This window comes from Boudabousia liubingyangii (assembly GCF_001907245.1).
GTDB classification, from domain to species: Bacteria; Actinomycetota; Actinomycetes; order Actinomycetales; family Actinomycetaceae; genus Boudabousia; species Boudabousia liubingyangii.
Genome location: NZ_MQSU01000004.1, coordinates 336438 through 353827 on the forward strand (window position 1 = coordinate 336438; position 17390 = coordinate 353827).

Annotated in this window: 15 protein-coding genes and 1 other RNA gene; 7 read left to right on the top strand and 9 right to left on the bottom strand. The window is 52.3% G+C overall.

Translation table 11 applies throughout. The annotated features are described in order from the left end of the window. The first annotated feature begins 1 nt into the window (after nt 1). The gene (locus BSR28_RS08265; protein ID WP_073709411.1) at nt 2-757 is read left to right on the top strand and encodes a zinc ribbon domain-containing protein; all 756 of its coding nucleotides are present in this window, start codon (nt 2-4) and stop codon (nt 755-757) included. 25 nt (nt 758-782) lie between these two features. Here BSR28_RS08265 and BSR28_RS08270 read toward each other — a convergent pair whose 3' ends face one another. After that, on the bottom strand, nt 783-1607 hold the full coding sequence (locus BSR28_RS08270; protein WP_073713907.1) for a YaaA family protein: 825 nt from the start codon (nt 1605-1607) through the stop codon (nt 783-785). Between the two features lie 34 nt (nt 1608-1641). Between BSR28_RS08270 and rnpB the strand changes: the two genes are divergently transcribed. Then, nucleotides 1642-2009: RNase P RNA component class A (rnpB, locus tag BSR28_RS08275), an RNA gene on the top strand. On the opposite strand, the gene ppgK is transcribed toward rnpB, so the two are convergent. Together ppgK and map are read right to left on the bottom strand one after the other, a co-directional pair. Beyond that, entirely contained in the window at nt 2003-2752 is a 750-nt protein-coding gene (gene ppgK / locus BSR28_RS08280) for a polyphosphate--glucose phosphotransferase (RefSeq protein ID WP_198928953.1), read from the bottom strand. The genes rnpB and ppgK overlap by 7 nt on opposite strands. Before the next feature lie 60 nt (nt 2753-2812). Beyond that, the gene (gene map, locus BSR28_RS08285; protein WP_083563233.1) at nt 2813-3709 is read right to left on the bottom strand and encodes a type I methionyl aminopeptidase; all 897 of its coding nucleotides are present in this window, start codon (nt 3707-3709) and stop codon (nt 2813-2815) included. A gap of 118 nt (nt 3710-3827) precedes the next feature. On the opposite strand from map, the gene pheS reads away from it, so the two are divergent. Together pheS and pheT are read left to right on the top strand one after the other, a co-directional pair. Then, entirely contained in the window at nt 3828-4913 is a 1086-nt protein-coding gene (gene pheS / locus BSR28_RS08290; protein ID WP_073713908.1) for a phenylalanine--tRNA ligase subunit alpha, read from the top strand. Nucleotide 4914: 1 nt separating this feature from the next. After that, a complete protein-coding gene (gene pheT / locus BSR28_RS08295; protein WP_073713909.1) occupies nt 4915-7560 on the top strand; it encodes a phenylalanine--tRNA ligase subunit beta in 2646 nt (881 codons plus the stop codon). A gap of 117 nt (nt 7561-7677) precedes the next feature. On the opposite strand, the gene BSR28_RS08300 is transcribed toward pheT, so the two are convergent. The 6 genes from BSR28_RS08300 to BSR28_RS08325 all read right to left on the bottom strand — a co-directional run bounded on the left by BSR28_RS08300 (nt 7678) and on the right by BSR28_RS08325 (nt 14774). Further along, nucleotides 7678-8346, bottom strand: coding sequence for an N-acetylmannosamine-6-phosphate 2-epimerase (locus tag BSR28_RS08300; protein ID WP_073709406.1), 669 nt, complete (start codon nt 8344-8346; stop codon nt 7678-7680). A gap of 11 nt (nt 8347-8357) precedes the next feature. Continuing rightward, nucleotides 8358-9287 carry an ROK family protein gene (locus tag BSR28_RS08305; protein WP_073709405.1) on the bottom strand — a complete coding sequence of 310 codons (930 nt, stop codon included), beginning with the start codon at nt 9285-9287 and terminating at the stop codon, nt 8358-8360. A 44-nt stretch (nt 9288-9331) separates the two neighbouring features. After that, nucleotides 9332-10147: an ABC transporter ATP-binding protein gene (locus tag BSR28_RS08310; RefSeq protein ID WP_073709404.1), complete on the bottom strand. Its 816-nt coding sequence runs from the start codon at nt 10145-10147 to the stop codon at nt 9332-9334. Continuing rightward, complete coding sequence (locus tag BSR28_RS08315) at nt 10144-12114, bottom strand: dipeptide/oligopeptide/nickel ABC transporter permease/ATP-binding protein (RefSeq protein WP_073713910.1); 1971 nt, start codon at nt 12112-12114, stop codon at nt 10144-10146. Before BSR28_RS08315 ends, BSR28_RS08310 begins: the two co-directional genes overlap by 4 nt. A gap of 3 nt (nt 12115-12117) precedes the next feature. Continuing rightward, nucleotides 12118-13074, bottom strand: a complete 957-nt coding sequence (locus BSR28_RS08320; protein WP_073709402.1) for an ABC transporter permease — start codon at nt 13072-13074, stop codon at nt 12118-12120. 98 nt (nt 13075-13172) lie between these two features. Continuing rightward, nucleotides 13173-14774: an ABC transporter substrate-binding protein gene (locus BSR28_RS08325; RefSeq protein ID WP_073709401.1), complete on the bottom strand. Its 1602-nt coding sequence runs from the start codon at nt 14772-14774 to the stop codon at nt 13173-13175. A gap of 207 nt (nt 14775-14981) precedes the next feature. On the opposite strand from BSR28_RS08325, the gene BSR28_RS08330 reads away from it, so the two are divergent. The 3 genes from BSR28_RS08330 to tyrS are packed head-to-tail and all read left to right on the top strand — an operon-like array spanning nt 14982 to nt 17260. Next, entirely contained in the window at nt 14982-15482 is a 501-nt protein-coding gene (locus tag BSR28_RS08330) for a flavodoxin domain-containing protein (RefSeq protein WP_073709400.1), read from the top strand. Nucleotides 15483-15498: 16 nt separating this feature from the next. After that, complete coding sequence (gene argR, locus BSR28_RS08335; RefSeq protein WP_073713911.1) at nt 15499-15960, top strand: arginine repressor; 462 nt, start codon at nt 15499-15501, stop codon at nt 15958-15960. A gap of 34 nt (nt 15961-15994) precedes the next feature. Beyond that, the gene (gene tyrS, locus BSR28_RS08340; RefSeq protein ID WP_407922463.1) at nt 15995-17260 is read left to right on the top strand and encodes a tyrosine--tRNA ligase; all 1266 of its coding nucleotides are present in this window, start codon (nt 15995-15997) and stop codon (nt 17258-17260) included. Nucleotides 17261-17390 lie beyond the last annotated feature (130 nt).

Genomic DNA, 17390 nt, shown 5'->3' on the forward strand with positions numbered 1-17390 from the left:
GATGAAGGCTACCCCGAAACAGCAACTTGCCCTATTAGAGATGCAAGATTGCGATACTCGTTTAGCGCGCCTTTCGTATGACTCGCAGCATCTGCCTCAGAATGAACAGATCATGGAGTTGCGTGGCAAGCAAGATGAGCTCACTCGTACTCTGGCCCAGTCTCAAGCCGCACGCAATGATGCTCAGCGAGCACTGAAGAAACTTGACTCGGATATTGAAAAGACCACTGCTCGTCTTAAGGTGCAGCAGGAAAGGCAGGAGGCCGGACTAGGGGACCTCCGAGAGCTCAATACTCGTGCTGAAGAAATCGCCACGCTCGAGAAGCGTATCTCTGATCTTGAAGAGGAACACTTTGATTTAGAGTCCGAGGTCGAGCAGCTAGAAGCAGGTATTGCTCAGACCGAAACTTCTTTGTCTGAACTGTCCTCCCAGGTATCTGACCTTCATGAACAGCGCGATAATGAGCTCGCTGATCTGAAGTCACAGGCGCAGCCGCTCATCGACCGACGTAAGGCAGCTATGCAAGTAGCCGGTGAAGAACTCACAAGGGAATACGACGAAATTCGAAAATCAACCGGCGGAATCGGGGCTGTGGCCTTGCATGGTCGTCAGGTAGAAGGAATGACGATCCAGTTCTCTGCCACCGAATGGGAACGAATCCGGACCGCCCCGGTTGATGAATTAGTCTGTAGTGATGATTTTGAATGGATTCTAGTGCGAATCCATGATCAGGACGGTAATGAAGTAATCGCTTAGTGCTCAGGGGTGGGAGCTGTCGCGTTTATTCGGTCCTTAAAATCAGCTCGAAAACCCGCTCAGATTTATCTTCTAGGCGCGCTTCGCGCACTGAGTACCCTCCATCTAAGGCCATTGCTTGGGCGGCCTGTAAGAGCTCCTCAGGAGTCTTGCAGCTCAGATTATTCTTGACGAGGAAGCCGGCTAGCTCTCCGCGCGCGTGTTTCGCATTATGGGAGACAACTTTTTCGACCCCCTTTACCAAGGTAACTACCTTGACTGGGACGAAAACACACTTAGCTTGTTCGGCCTGTTTTTGGGTGGCCGGCCAAACCGATTGGTAGGTTCCGGATCGTAAATCAACGATCAGTTCGTCCTGCGCAAGTCGGTTTAAGACCTTGGAAATCGGTTGCTTCCAAAACGATTTTAAGGCACCTAGCTGGGGGAGTTTAGTGCCCATCGGACAGCGGTAGGCGTGGATTAGATCAGAGGGACGGACGAGTCCCCAGAGTGCTGAAACGACAAAACAATTTTCAGCAACTGCGTTGGACTTCCACTGATTCCAATCGGCGGCTTGATATAGCACCCCGGAATAAACCTCCCGAGCCGCTTGGGGAGGATATGAGAACATCTCTAAAGTAGCCGCCACCTCGTCTTGTTTTCGGATAGTGACCCCAACAGTTTCAAAGGTTTCCTCGCTCAGAGGGAGAGAGGTTAATTCGTCTAGAACTTGTTCTCGGCTGGATTGTAACTCTTGATTGAAAGGTAAAGCCGCCAATAGCTCCGACCTGCTCAGCTGACCCTTGGCAGAACTTTTAGTGCTTGGGTCCGGGAAGTTCTTTCCTTCGCTGGGAGGAAGCAAAATAATCATTACTAAGAGCTTTCGTGGTATGGTTTTGGGCGGATGAGTCGTCCAGACGGTCGCGTCAGTTTTACTGCCGAGGAACGTCCGGGCTCCAAAGAGCACGATGGTGGCTAACGGCCACCCGGGGTGACCCGCGAGCTAGTGCCACAGAGAACAGACCGCCAACGGATAGTTGGTAAGGGTGAAACGGTGGAGTAAGAGACCACCAGAGGTGAAGGTGACTTCATCTGCTAGGTAAACCTCATCGGGAGCAAGACCAAACAGTGGACGCTAATTAGCTCTTATAGTCCACGGGTAGGTTGCTAGAGCCTTCTGGTAACAGTTGCGCCTAGATAAATGGCCGTCCGCGCCGGCAGGCATTATGCCTTACCGGCGCGACAGAACCCGGCGTATCGGGCGGCTCATCCCTCAGCTTTAGCCTGTGCTGCCAATGCAGCGGCACCAACGATGCCAGCAGTGTTCCGCAGGTGTGCCGGTACGATCGGGCATCCCAGCTTAATATTCGGCAAGAATTTCTCATGCTTCTTAGAAACCCCGCCGCCGACGACGATGAGATCGGGAGAGAACAGCATATCTACGTAGCCGAAGTATTCCTGCAGACGCGCAGTCCATTCGGGCCAGCTCAAGTTTTCTAGCTTACGGATCGAGGCAGCAGCATACTTTTCGGCCGAGTCCCCGTACATCTTTAGATGGCCTAGCTCAGAGTTCTCAACTAGGACACCGTTATAAATCAGGGCTGAACCAATTCCGGTTCCCAGCGTGGTAGCAATGACCAGACCCGGCACGTCCTTGGCGGCACCGAAGGCAGTCTCAGCAAAGCCAGCAGCGTCAGCATCGTTAACGGCGATTACTTCCCGCCCAATCTGTTCTTTCATCAGGGCGGAAACATTCTGTCCCGTCCAGGCCTGATCAAGGTTAGCCACGAAGCGAATCGTATTGTGCTTCATCGGCGCCGGGAAGGTAATGCCAATCGGAACCTCAGGATCTAGGTCAAAGTGGTTGATTAGCTCGGCGCAGGTAGCACAAACGGCTTCCGGGGTAGAGGGCTGAGGCGTTTCAATGCGAAGGCGTTCTGCAGCGAACTCACCGGTTTCAAGATCTACCGGGGCGCCCTTGATCCCCGAACCACCAATATCGATTCCGAAGGCAATCAATGTCTTTCCTTTCTATGAGGCTCAATCTTTGAGCCCAAACAGCGGGTCAGAGACCCGTTAAATTGTCGGGAGTGTCAAAATCCGGGCACCGTCGGCGGTGACCGCGATAGTGTGTTCAAACTGGGCAGTGCGTCCGCGGTCAGCGGTAACTACCGTCCAGTCATCATCCCACTGTTCCCATTCTACCGTGCCAAGTGTGAGCATGGGCTCAATTGTGAATACCATACCCTCTTCCATTACCGTGTCATAGTTGGGAGCACAGTCGTAGTGAGGGACTATTAGCCCAGAGTGGAAGGCCTCGCCCACCCCATGACCGGTGTAGTCACGAACTACCCCATATTGGAAGCGCTTCGCATAAGACTCGATTACACGACCAATGACATTAAGCTCTCGGCCGGGTTTAACTGCCTTGATCGCACGTTCTAGAGACTTGCGAGTCACATCAATGAGCTTTTGAGATTCTTCATCGACTTCTCCCACGGTAAACATTGCGCAAGTATCGCCGTGAACCCCATCTTTGTAGGCCGTAATGTCGATATTGATAATATCGCCCTCTTCTAGGGGACGATCATCAGGAATGCCATGGCAGATTACTTCATTAATAGAGGTGCAAATCGATTTCGGGAAGCCCATGTAATCCAAGCAGGAGGGGTAAGCCCCCTCGGAAATAAGGTATTCGTGCGCCAAACGGTCTAGTTCATCCGTGGTAACTCCGGGTTTGATAGCGCGTCCAACTAGGGCCACCGCATTCGCGGCAATCTCTCCCGCGCGAGCAATCCGCTCAATCGTCTCCGGAGTTTTAATTTCAGCGGCAGTAACAACTTCCGGACCATCATGGAATAGGTACTCGGGACGTTCGATTTCCGCCGGAACCTTCAATCTGGGGCTAACATGACCAGGTTTTAGGTCCCCAAGGGGCGCACGTTTGGCTAGATCTGATGCTTCAATACTCATAGAAAAACCATACCGTGCTAAGGCAATAAAAGCGAACCTCAATACACTGCAAAGCTCAATATGGGCAAGCGCGATAGAATAGTACACGATATTGTCTAACCGATTTTGGGAGCACTAGATGGAGGAGCCAAACGTGGCCGATCAAAGCACCCTTTTTGACCAGCTTGATGAAGCGGTAGCTGGAGCACAAAAAGCATTCGCCGGCGCAAGTACAGTCGCTGATCTAAAACAGATTAAAGGACAGTGGATTGGTGATAAATCCGTTGTTACCTCAGCTAAAAAAGCTATGAAGGACGTTCCGCCTGAAAAGCGCGCCGAGTTCGGTAAAAAGGTAGGCGCAGCAAAGAATGAAATTCTAGCTGCCTACGACCAACGTGCCGAAGAACTAGCTGAGCAGGAACTTGCCGCCGCACTTGCCGCAGAAACCGTGGACGTGACTGCTCCTGTAGAACGAGCCCTACCGGCAGGCCGCCATCCGCTAGAACTGCTACAGCAAGAAATCGGTGATTACTTCACTGGCCTAGGTTGGAGCATCGCAGAAGGTCCAGAACTTGAACACGAATGGTTCAACTTTGATGCTCTGAATATCGACGCGGATCACCCGGCCCGAGCCATGCAGGATACCTTCTACATTGATCCTGCCTCCATTAACGAGGGCGCGGACTCTTCACCTCACCTAGTGCTGCGCACCCATACGTCACCAGTTCAGGCACGCACCATGACTCAGGGGGAACCGCCTTTCTACATGGCGTGCCCTGGTAAGGTATTCCGTTCAGACGAACTAGACGCGACCCACACTCCCGTCTTCCACCAAGTAGAAGGCCTAGCGGTGGATCGTGGCCTTACGATGGCACACCTAAAGGGCGTCCTCGACCACTTCGCCCAGGCCATGTTCGGCCCGGAAGCCAAGACCCGCCTACGTCCCTCATTCTTCCCCTTCACTGAGCCCAGTGCTGAAATGGACCTCTGGTTCCCGCAGAAGAAGGGCGGCCCGGGATGGATCGAATGGGGTGGCTGCGGCATGGTTAATCCCAACGTGCTGCGCGCCTGCGGAATTGATCCGGAAGAATTCCAAGGTTTTGCTTTCGGTATGGGTATTGAACGTACTTTGATGTTGCGTCACGGTATTTCTGATATGCACGACATCGTTGAGGGCGATGTTCGTTTCTCCCAGCAGTTTGGTCTTTTCGGAAGGGGACAGTGACATGCCATATGTTTCTTTAGAGTGGTTGGGCGAACACGTCGCCGTCGACCCGAAAACTACCGTTGAAGAGCTCGCCGCCGCACTGGTAAAGGTGGGTCTAGAAGAAGAGCAGATCGTGCCCCCTGCAGTACAGGGACCCCTAGTAGTGGGTAAGGTCCTAACCCGCGATCCCAAAGAACAATCAAACGGTAAGGTTATCAATTACTGTCGCGTAGATGTCGGTCAGTACAATGACGAACCAGGTACCGGAAAAGAACCTTCCGATCTTCCTTCTCGGGGGATCATCTGTGGTGCCCACAATTTTGAGGTCGGAGACTACGTAGTTGTTTCGCTTCCTGGCGCTGTATTGCCCGGCGGATTCGAAATCGCCGCACGTAAGACTTACGGGCATGTTTCAGATGGCATGATGTGCTCGGAAACTGAGCTCGGCCTAGCCGAATCTTCCGAGGGCATTATCATTCTTCAGGATTACCTAGACGGCCCCGTTCCTGAGGTTGGCACTGATCTCGTGTCGCGTCTGGGCCTGGGAGAAGAACTCCTAGAAATCAACATTACCCCGGACCGTGGTTACTGCTTCTCCATGCGTGGTGTGGCGCGCGAATACTCGCACTCCACGGGTGCGGCATTCGTTGATCCTGTTGAAAAACTTGAGGTCCCCGCTGCTAGTGCGGATGCTTTTGAGGTCCGTCTTGAAGATCAGGCTCCGATTCGCGGAAATGTCGGTTGTGATCGGTTTGCAACCCGTGTCCTAACGAATCTTGACCCGGCTGCAAAGACTCCCGCATGGATGGAAAAGCGTTTGATCGCTGCGGGCATGCGTCCGATTTCCTTGATCGTTGACGTCACGAACTATGTGATGCTTGATCTGGGACAGCCCTTGCATGCTTACGATTTAGCGCAGGTGGCCGCACCGATCGTGGTTCGTCGTGCGAATGAAGGCGAATCTTTGAAGACCCTAGATGATGTCGATCGTCAACTACAGGTAGAAGATTTGGTCATCTCAGATTCGCCAGAAGGTAACACTGGTGCACGAATCCTTGGTTTGGCAGGCGTCATGGGTGGCGCGAGTTCAGAAGTTTCGGAAGCTACCACCTCAGTGCTTCTCGAGGCTGCGCACTTTGACGGAATTTCTATTGCCCGAACCGCGCGCCGGCACAAGCTTCCGTCCGAAGCAGCTAAGCGCTTTGAACGTGGCACCGATCCGGAGCTACCTGCGGCAGCCCTGCAGCGTGCAGTTGACCTGCTAGTTGAATACGGTGGCGCTCAGGTTGAGTCGGCTGTTGGCGACGTCAACAATACTGCCCCTCGCACGGTGATTGATTTCGATTGGCGCTTCCCTGAACGCCTAATTGGAGTCCAATACACCGAATCTCAGGTCCGTGAGGCCCTCACCCAGATCGGTTGCCAGATCGAGGAAGCCGGGGAAACTTGGTGCGTAACCGTTCCTTCATGGCGTCCGGATATTGAAGCGTCGGTTCACCTAGTTGAGGAAGTAGCTCGTCTTGAAGGCTATGATCAGATTCCTTCGATTTTGCCTCAAGCCGTTGCCGGTCGCGGCTTGGCCCCGGCGATTCGTGCCCGCAGAGAGGTCGCTACTGCACTCTGTGGTAACCATTTGACTCAAGTCCTGTCATACCCGTTCATCGGAGCGGCGCATGACCTGCAGATGATTCCGGCGGGAGATACGCGTCGTCGGGCAGTTCGACTAGCTAATCCGATGGCTGATGACGCTCCGTTCATGCGTACTTCAGTTTTGGATTCGCTCCTCGATGTCGCTCAGCGAAATGTGGCCCGAGGCAATGAGAACTTTGCGATCTTCGAAACTGGAATGGTAACGCTACCGGATGGTTGTGAACCTGCTGAGCTTCCGAAGAGCTTTGCTCCTTCACAGGAAGAACTTGCTCAGATTCACCGTCAGGTACCGGCTCAGCCGTGGCACTTGGGTGCTGTTTGGGGTGGCAAGAACGCTGGTCCTGCACCCCTTAATGCTGCCCGTGATTACGATTGGGCGGATGCCGTAGAAACTGCTCGTTTGGTAGCTGATGTCCTTGGTGCGAAGCTCGTTATTGCGGCTCCGCTTTACGAGGGGGAGGAACCCACTGGCGTTAACCTCCGTGCCCTGCAAGGCCAAGGAATTCTACCTATTTCGCGCGAATCTGTGGCTCCGTTCCACCCGGGTCGGGTAGCACAACTACGTTTGCGAGTAGGTAAGAAACTGCAAGTGATTGGTTATGCTGGCGAACTGCACCCGCAGGTAGTCAAGAACTATAACTTGCCGGCTCGTTCAGTAGCGCTCGAGCTTGATCTTTCGGTTTTGATTGAACAGATCTCGGGTGATCCCTTCCAGGTTAAGGCTATCTCTACTTACCCGGTCGCTAAGGAAGATCTTGCTTTCATCGTGCCGGCAGACCTAGCCGTTGGCGATGTGCTGACTGAACTCAAGAAGGCTGCGGGACCGTTGCTAGAGTCAGTAGCTTTATTCGATGAGTACCGCTCTGAACAGCTCGGTGCAGATAAGAAGTCACTAGCCTTTGCCCTTCGTATGCGTGGGCAGGATAAGACTCTTACCGCGGCAGAGATTCAGGATATCCGTAAGCGAATCTGTGCTCAGCTAGAGAAGCGTTTTGGCGCTACTCTAAGAGGCTGATTTAGACAGCATTTAGGGGCCCGGATGATGAATCCGGGCCCCTTTTTGTCTGTTGGAAGAGTGGCTAAGTACTCCCACGTTCCGCGAAAGCTACCGGTGCTATTTCCAGGCGGATCCTTAGGCTGGTAGCTTAGCTACAAACCACTTGGTTAGCGAGGTCGGATGCGTAATCGCCGTACCTACGCAGGCTGAGCAAGGACCTAGCTCCATGACGGCTTTAAGATCCTCGGGGGAGTGGATTCGACCTTCTACAATGACCGGTTTTGTCACTGCACCTAGAACCTCTTTGACAAGTTCAAGGTCCGGGCCTTCGGTTTTAGGACGAGACTCGGTGTAACCCGCTAGGGTAGTGCCGATGAAGTCTGCACCATCTGCTTCTGCGCGCACAGCGTCGTCAAGGCAAGAGCAGTCGGCCATTACCAATGCTCCAGCTTCGTGGGTGGCGCGCACACAGTCAGCAAAGCTTGAGCCATCAGGACGAGGCCGGTCTGTTGCGTCGATGGCGACAATGTCTGCACCCGCCTCGGCACAGGCTCGAGCATGCTGCGGGGTAGGGGTGATATAAACCCCCTCGTGACCGTCTTTCCACAGGCCAACTACTGGAACCGTTACGGCTTCAGCGGTCGCCTTAATATCTTCGATACCTTGGACGCGAACGGCTGCGGCACCACCCTCGACGACGGCTTTGGCCATCATTGCGGTGATGTGTGGCTCGCGTAACGGCTCACCCGGGTAAGCCTGGCAGGAGACAATGAGTTTGCCTTCGAGTTGTTCCTTGAGAGTCATTTAAATATCTCCTAGTCAAGATTTGCGAATGCTAGTTTGGCGGCACCAATGATGCCAGAATATCTACCTAGTTTGGCTGGGTATAAGGGTTTATCTTTAAGGAACGGAATTAGTTCCGCTTGGTACGCTGCCCGCAGTGGCTCCCAGTAAAGGTCACCAGCATTGGCCATTCCTCCGCCCAGAACAATAACCTCTGGATCCAATAGATTGGCTAAGCCGCCAAGTGCTTGACCAGTAGCTGTCGCACACTCCTGGAAGACTCGCTTTGCCAAGTCCTCACCATTGATAGCTAGTTCTTCAACTTCCCTAGTATCTTTTGCGGATCCGCCGGCACGTTTATAGGCATCCAAAATTGCCGGACCAGAGCAAAGGGCTTCAAAGTGGCCTTCTCCACCACACGTACAATCGATCCCGGTTGCCTGTGGAATGGGGTAGTGACCTACTAACCCGGCTACGCCATTTTGTCCAAGGAAGCTCTGTCCGTCGATTACGAACGCACCGCCCACGCCAGTACCGATTGCAACTAGGAGCATTGACGAGGCGTCTTTACCAGCGCCCAACCAGGCTTCTGCGCGACCATGGGCATGAACGTCGTTTTCAGCCCAAGTCGGAAGTCCAGTGATTTTCTGAATGTCTTGGCGTAATTCGGTGCCTGTCCAACCAGGAATGGCGTCCGTGGCGGAGGAAATGCGACCGGTGCCGGGTTCTACGACCCCCGCTGAGCCGATCCCAATTGCTAGAAGTGGCAATCCCTGTGCTGCTGCATAGTCATCCATTTCGACAACTAGTTGACAGGCATTCCTGATGATCTGCTCGGGGCCGCCCTTAGTATCAGTTGGACATTCTCCCTGATGAAGAATATGTCCCTCATCTGAAACAACGCCAACCGCAGTTTTGGTGCCACCGATGTCAATCCCGACAACGTACCGATGGTCTGACACGATATTAAGCCTCTTCTCTAGATCTTTTTGGGTGATAAAAAGTTCTAACCAAGTTCCGGATGGAGTAGGGTCGGAGCAGCTCCAAGAAGCGTCCTAGTGTAAGGATCACTGGGATTTTCGAGGATCTGCTTCGAAGGTCCTTCTTCTACGATCTTGCCCGCATTCATAACCACGATACGGTCTGAAACGTAACGAACGGTTTGAATATCGTGGGAGATGAAAACCATTGAAAGGCCTAGGTCATCTTTTAGATCGGTAAGCAGGTTGAGAATCTGTGCTCGCACAGAGACATCCAAGGCGGAAGTCGGTTCGTCTGCGACAATGATGTCTGGTTCGAGGGCAAGCGCGCGAGCGATTGCCACACGCTGTCGTTGGCCACCCGAAAGCTGACCTGGTAGCGCATCAAGGGTAGAAGAAGGTAGGCCGACGAGGTGGATTAGTTCCTCCACCCGTTTGTTACGGCTTTCCTTAGTTCCCACATTGTGCACATTCATGGGATCCAACAGCGCTTCACGCACAATCAGACGAGCGTTAAGGGCAGTTGCGGGATCTTGGAAGACCACGGAGACGACTCGTCCGATGCGCTTACGCATTGAGGCGGTACGTTTGGTAACTTCCTCGCCCTTGAAGAATACTTGTCCTTCGGTAGGGGATTGAAGGCCACAAATAACTTTGGCGGTAGTCGATTTACCACAACCGGATTCGCCAACGATACCGACGGTTTCACCGGGGGCAACCTGTAGGCTCACACCTCTAACGGCATGGATTTTATTTGGTTTGAATAGGGAACCGGTACGGGCATTAAAGGAAACCTTAATGTCCTTTAGCTCGATTACTGGAGTGGTTTCTGAGGTGCTCATTCTGTTACTCCTACGTTAACGCCCTCCCAGGCAGGTCGAGCATAATAGTGATCCGGTTCGCCCGGAACCTGAGTAAATTCTGGCTTTACATCCAAGCCTTCGTTCGGATGTGATGAACGAGGAGCGAATCGGTCGCCCTTCGGGAAATCCTTCGGGGAGGGGACAGTACCGGGTACCTGGTGTAGTCGTCCCGAACCGGATTCGATCGAAAGTACCGAACCTAGCAAGCCGCGCGTGTATTCGTGCCTCGGGTTCATCAGTAGGGTGCGGGTAGGTGCCTGTTCCACCACCTGGCCGGCGTACATGACGGTGATCGAGTGAGCTACCTCGGCAACTAAAGCTAGGTCGTGAGAGACGAAAATCATCGCAAAACCAAGCTTCTCGCGTAGCTCATTGAGCAGGTCAATAACCTGCTGCTGGACCGTTACGTCTAGTGCTGTGGTAGGTTCATCGGCGATAACCAGCTTAGGGTCGCGGGTTAGCGCCATGGCGATTAGAACGCGCTGCCGCTGGCCACCGGAGAGTTCATGGGGGTAGGACTTTAGCGTGCGTTCTGGATCCAAACCAACAAGTTCTAGGAGCTCTTCTGCACTGCGGGTACCACCACGTTTGATGAGCTGGTTCATTTGCGAGCGAATCAGCATGGATGGGTTCAACGAGGAAAGCGCATCTTGGTAGATCATGGCCATCTCGTGGCCGCGCAAAGCTGCATGTTGGCGGGCACTGAGTTTGAGTAGGTCCTTACCATCGAAGAGGATTTCGCCGCTGATTTCTGCAGCGGGATCAAGTAGACCCATGATCGTAAGTGAAGTAATCGATTTACCGCAGCCGGATTCACCAACTAGGCCCATAGTTTCGCCAGGACGGACGGAGAAGCTGACATTGTCGACCACTTCGGTGTCGCCATGGCGGGGGAATTTAATGGAGAGGTTCTTAACCTCAAGAATTGGAGTCTCATTACGTTCATAGACCAGACGATCTGTCCGCTGTTCCTCAACCTCTCGGAGTGCGGTGAGGCGTTGGTTTAGACTTTCTTCCTGTGCTTTATGGGCCAGTACGGGATCGACAAGCAACTTATCGGTGGTATCAGACTTCTTAACGGTCACCTTCGAGCTAGGTGCTGCCACCATCGCGTCAGTGAGGCCCTCGGAGAGAATGTTCAAAGCCAGTACTGTGAAGGTAATGGCTAGGCCGGGGAAGAGCGTTGGCCACGGAATACCGAATGCCACTAGCGCACGACCCTGAGAAAGAATATTGCCCCATGATGGTGCGGGCGGCTGAACACCAGCTGAGATGAAGGAGAGGGAAGCTTCGAAAACAATTGCATCGGCGACTAGCACAGTCGCGAACACCATAATGGGAGCGATGCAGTTTCGAGCTACATGTTTAAACAGAATCCAAGGGGCGCGAGCACCTGAAACGATCGCGGCGGCGACATAGTCTTCACCGTATTGGTCGATCACGTTAGCACGGACGATACGGGTTAACTGGGGGATATATAGGAAGCCGATCGTCATGATCAGGACCGGTAGCGATTTGCCCCATACCGAAACGAATACTGCTGCTAGTGCGATGCCCGGGAAGGACATGACGATATCCAAAATACGCATAATGATTTCGGAAACCCAGCGTCGTGAAACGGCGGCTATGGAACCAATAATAGCTGCCCAGAAAAGGGCAAATGCAGTCGCCGAAAGACCAATCAACAGCGAGTATTGGGAACCGTATACCACTCGCGAGAAAATATCGCGGCCGGTTTGATCGGTGCCAAAGAGATGATCTAAGGAGGGGCTCTGGAGTGGAACACCACCCTTTAGTGGATCGTAGGGGGCAATAAACTTGGCAAAGACTGCCATCAAAATGATGAGGGCCATGAAGACCAGAGCGATCTTCGCGGGGATACTCATGGCACTGATTCGGCCAAAACGTGCGGGTTTAGCCAATTTATTTGCTAGATTACGGCGCATTGCTCAGACCTCCCGGATCCGGGGATTGATGAGGACATAGAGCATGTCCACGATGATATTAATAATGACGAACGCCAATGCCACCATGAGCGTTACGCCCTGTACCAGATTGGGCTCATTGTCAGTCACACCCTGAAGGATCGCGACACCCATGCCGGGAAGGTCAAAGATGACCTCAATGATGACGGCGCCACCAATCAGGTAGCCGATACGTAGACCAAGAACGGTTACTGGAGTAATAAGAGCGTTACGGAGGACATTACGGGCAACCACGGTTCGTTTCGGGATGCCTGCCCCAAGGGCGGTGCGAACGTAGTCCTTGTCAAGTTCTTCAACCATTGAAGTACGAACTACGCGAATCAGTGAACCTGCAACGGGAATACCAAGAGCAATAGCCGGCAGTGTCATGCGCATTAGCCACCCGTGCGGATCCTCGGAGAAAGAGGGCAGAGCGCCAGATCCGGGTAGCCAGTTGAGCTTGATGGTGAAGTATTGGATGAAAAGGATAGCCAGCCAGAAGGAAGGAGTGGCAACTGCGAAGATTGAAACAATACGAATGATCTGATCGGGCCACTTATCGCGATAAAGTGCTGCGATTACGCCAAAGAGTAGTGCAAAAATAACCGCAATGATGAGACCTAGGAAAGTGAGCTGCATGGTTACCGGAAATGCTGCTGAAATGCGTTCAGTAACCGGTAGTCGCTGAGATGAATATGTTCCTAGTGAGCCGTGGAGCATATCCCAAAGAAAACGTCCATAACGAACTAAAAGTGGATCGTTATAGCCGATCTCTTGAAGATAGGCTAGACGCTGTTCCTTACTGGCACTTTCACCTAAAGCGGTATACGAAGGGTCGATGGGATTAAAAGTCATTAGGAAGTACACCAAGAAGGTGATTCCTAAAATCATAATTGGTAAAACAGCTAATCTGCGAAGGATTAGCCTGATCATATTCTTCACGGCTGTTGCTCCTGGATTTTTAGAAATTGAGAAAGGTGGGGGCAAACCTCGCAGGGAGGATTCACCCCCACCTAAAACTCACGGCAGCTTAAGGGCGATTACTTAACGGAAACACCCATGAAGCTCAAACCAGTGGTGGAAACCGGCTTGAAGCCGTCTAGCTTGGCAGCGTTCCAAGCAGTCGGTAGCTTGCGGTGGAATAGCGGGTAGAGCACAGCATTGTCAGCAATGATGTCGTAAACCTGCTTGTAGTTTGCCTTAGCCGCAGCCTTATCTTCGGTCTGTGCAGCCTGGTCTAGCAGTTCCTGAATCTTTGCGAATTCGGGGCTATCTGCCCAGCCGTAGCGGGTTTCAGACCAGATGTTCTTGCCGTACCACCAACGTAGAAGGATGTCGGGGTCGTTACCGAATACCGAGGGGTCACCGGGTGCGATTAGGACGCTGTAGTCACCGGAGTCAACCTGCTTGTAGGTACCTGCCGAGTCAGCTTCCTGTAGTTCGACATTAATACCGGCTTCCTTTAGGTTCTGCTGGACCATCGGGCCAACGGACTTTAGGAAGGCGTGGTTGGTGATGTTTAGCTTCAGGCTGAGGTTTTCCTGACCGGCTTCCTTTAGTAGCGCCTTGGCCTTTTCAACATCGTGGTTGTAGACGGTGGCCGCACGCTGGTAGTCCGGGTGGGATTCCTGTAGGTAAGAGGTAGCCGGGTTACCTAGGCCCATTAGACCGGTCTTGACTAGCTCGTCATAGTTGATGGCGTAGAAGAAGGCCTGGCGGACGCGCTTGTCATTGAACGGAGCCTTCTTGGTATTAAACATCATGAAGGCTAGACCGAACGAATCGACAGCTTCTGCCTTGGTGTCACCGGTGGCTAGCTGACCAGACTGCATCGCGATAGCCGGCACAGATTCGATAGCCATGGCGGTGTTGGACTGCATTGCAGTTAGACGAGCTGAATCGTCTCCAAGGACCTTCCATTCCATGCCAGAGGCGCCAGCAGGCTTGGGACCATTGTAGTTGGGGTTCTTCTCGAACTTGACTACAGACTTCGGGGTGGCCTCGGTAATCATGTAGGGACCAGAACCGGTGGGCTTTGCCTTGAAGGCATCTTCGCCGGCCTCGACAACCTTCTGAGGAACGATCTTTACTAGGGGCAGACGTTCCTTTAGAAGGGCGTAGGGGTACTTCAGCTTGATAACAACGGTGGTGTCATCCTTCTTTTCTACCTTTTCAATGAAGGGTAGGAAAGCACGGTATAGGCCGGTTTCTTTCTTTTCGGGATCTAGGATGCGAGAGAAAGAGAAGACGACATCGTCAACGGTAACCGGGTCACCGTTTGAGAACTTTGCGCCGTCACGTAGGGTAACTTCGTAGGTCTTATCGTCAACCTTCTTTGGTTCTTCCTTGGCTAGAGCTAGGTAGGGCTCAGCAGTTACAGGATCGCGATCCATTAGGCCTTCGAAGACGTGCCAGTTAGCGGCTAGGGGGAGTGCGCCTGAGGTGGTGCCCGGGTCGAAGCCTGAGTTCATGTCGTAAGCTACGCCAGCAGTAATTACGCCGCCGCCGCTTTCGCCGGATGCAGTTCCTTTGCTATCCGACTGGGTTGATCCGCCGCCGCTTGAGCAAGCAGTTAGTGCCATTGCGCAGGCTGCAGTAGCTGCGACAGCATACTGCCAGCGGTGCTTAGAAAGTGATTTCATTGACTGTCTCCTTTAACAGTAAGTGAGCCACCAATTAAGTTGGTGTTGCATCACAAACAATAGAACAATTCCGGTCTTTTTAGCAACACGATTGGACAAAAATTTTCGAATCGTTATCCGAAACTCTGAAATTTGAGACTTTATGCCTAGATTTGAATAATTTTAAAACGAATAGCACTTCCAACTACTTTGAGAGATACTAGAGGTATGAAAATTCTAGTTGCAGCAGCATCCAAGCACGGTTCTACCCTAGACGTACGAGATCGAATTGCGAAAGCACTTTCCGAGGGTGGACACGAAGTAGTTACCGAAGCTCCTCAGAATGTTGAAACTTTAGAGGGCTATGACGCAGTGGTCTTAGGATCCGCCGTTTATATCACTCAATGGATGTCTCCCGCCAAGGACTTTATTGCTCGATTTACCGAAGAGCTTCGTCACCTCCCGGTATGGGCTTTCTCTGTTGGACTCTCTGGTGTTCCCAAGGGTAACGTTCAAGATCCCTCACGCGTGGGTCCGGCGTTGATCGAAGTTGCTCCAGTCGAGCAGAAGACCTTTGCCGGAAAGCTCGATCCCACTAAGCTCAATCTCCGCGAACGTTCAATTGCGCGTTTGGGTGGCGCGATTGAAGGTGATTATCGCGATTGGGCTGAAATCGACGCTTTTGCTCAGCGTATCTTGGCTTACTTTGAAGCAGAGCCCGAGCGCTAAATAATCTGAACTTAGGATGAGTAGAGCCAAACGTCTCAGGGCCATTAAAGACCTGATCGATAATCAAGTAATCGGTTCTCAGTCAGAGCTTCAAACCGCACTTGAAAACGCCGGTTTTAAAGTTACGCAAGCGACGATCTCGCGAGATTTACTTGAACTCGGGGCAACTCGTGTTCGGGGGGTTGGCGGAAGTTTTCGTTACGTACTTTCAGGTGACCATCTGAAAGCCGATTCTGCGTTTAATCCTCGAAGAGCTCAAACCACTACGGTGACGATTGAATCGATCCGAATTGCTCAAAATCAAATCGTGGTACGGACCCTTACTGGAGCTGCACAGTTCCTGGCTGCAGCTATTGACTCTCTGGATGAAGAGCGAATTCTTGGAACCATCGCAGGTGATGATACTATTCTTCTAATTTGTGAGAACCAGACAGACGCAAATGATGTCGCTGAGTTCCTGCAAAATACTTATTCGTAATTTTCTGGTTTAGATAACCTGAAGGGTAATAATTGTGACTACGCATGTTTTAGATGACTTGATGTGGCGTGGCTTGATTTCTCAATCCACTGATTTGGATGCTTTACGTGAAGCAATGGATGCGGGTCCGATCACGTTCTATACCGGATATGACCCGACAGCTCCTTCTTTGCACCATGGACATTTAGTGCAGTTGATTGTGATGCGTCATCTTCAACTTGCCGGTCACCGACCGCTAGCACTTGTGGGCGGGGCAACCGGTTTGATCGGTGATCCGCGCCAGTCAGGCGAACGAACCCTTAACGAAGCGGATGTGGTTGCCGATTGGGCCGATAAACTCCGTGCTCAGATCGAACGATTCCTCTCATTCGAGGGGGACAATGCTGCTCGGATGGTTAACAACTATGAGTGGACCGGTGACCTAACCGCGATCGATTTGCTCCGTGGTGTTGGTAAGTACTTCCGTCTTGGCACAATGATTGCCAAGGATACCGTGGCCCGTCGTTTGGCTTCTGAGGAAGGCATTTCCTTTACTGAGTTCTCATACCAGCTATTGCAGGCTAATGACTTCCGTGAACTTTACAAGCGCTATGGTTGTACCCTGCAAACCGGCGGTAACGATCAGTGGGGTAACTTGGTAGGTGGCACCGAACTTATCCGTAAGTCCGAGGGTGCTTCTGTGCACGTTTTGGCCACCCCGCTTATCACTAAGGCTGATGGAACCAAGTTCGGAAAGTCAGAGGGCGGTGCCATCTGGTTGAACCCTGAAATGCTTTCACCTTATGCCTTCTACCAATTCTGGCTGAACAGTGACGATGCAGATATTGAGCGTTTCCTAAAGGTATTTACTTTCTTGAGCCGTGAAGAAATCGAAACTGTAGTGGCTCAGTCTAAGGAAGAACCTTGGAAACGTTTGGGACAGCGTCGACTAGCTGAAGAGGTCACTACGCTTGTTCATGGCGAAGAGGCAACTAAGAAGGTTATTGCAGCTTCTGAAGCATTATTCTCTGGCGGCGACCTTTCCGCCCTTGATGCCCAGACGCTGATTGACGCAACTTCTTCACTACCGCGCGCTGAAGTTGAACTTGGCGTTACGACTGTGATCGATTTGTTGGCAGATTCTGGTCTAGAAAAGGGCCGAGGTGCCGCACGTCGGACGGTAGCTTCCGGCGGCGCTTATCTAAATGGCGTTAAGGTCGAGGATGAAGAACAAACTATTTCAGAATCTGACCTGCTTCCAGGTAATCTTGTGCTCTTCCGCAAGGGTCGTAAAAACCTTGGTGTTGGCGTAGTTAAGTAGACTGCGCAAAGATTTTCAGCAAAAGCGGACGCTCCGGTTTCGGAGCGTCCGCTTTTGTGTGGTTGACGTGGTGTGTTTTGTGTGTGGGTTTTTGTTGGTGTTGTTTGGGTTTTGGGTGTTTGTGTTGAGG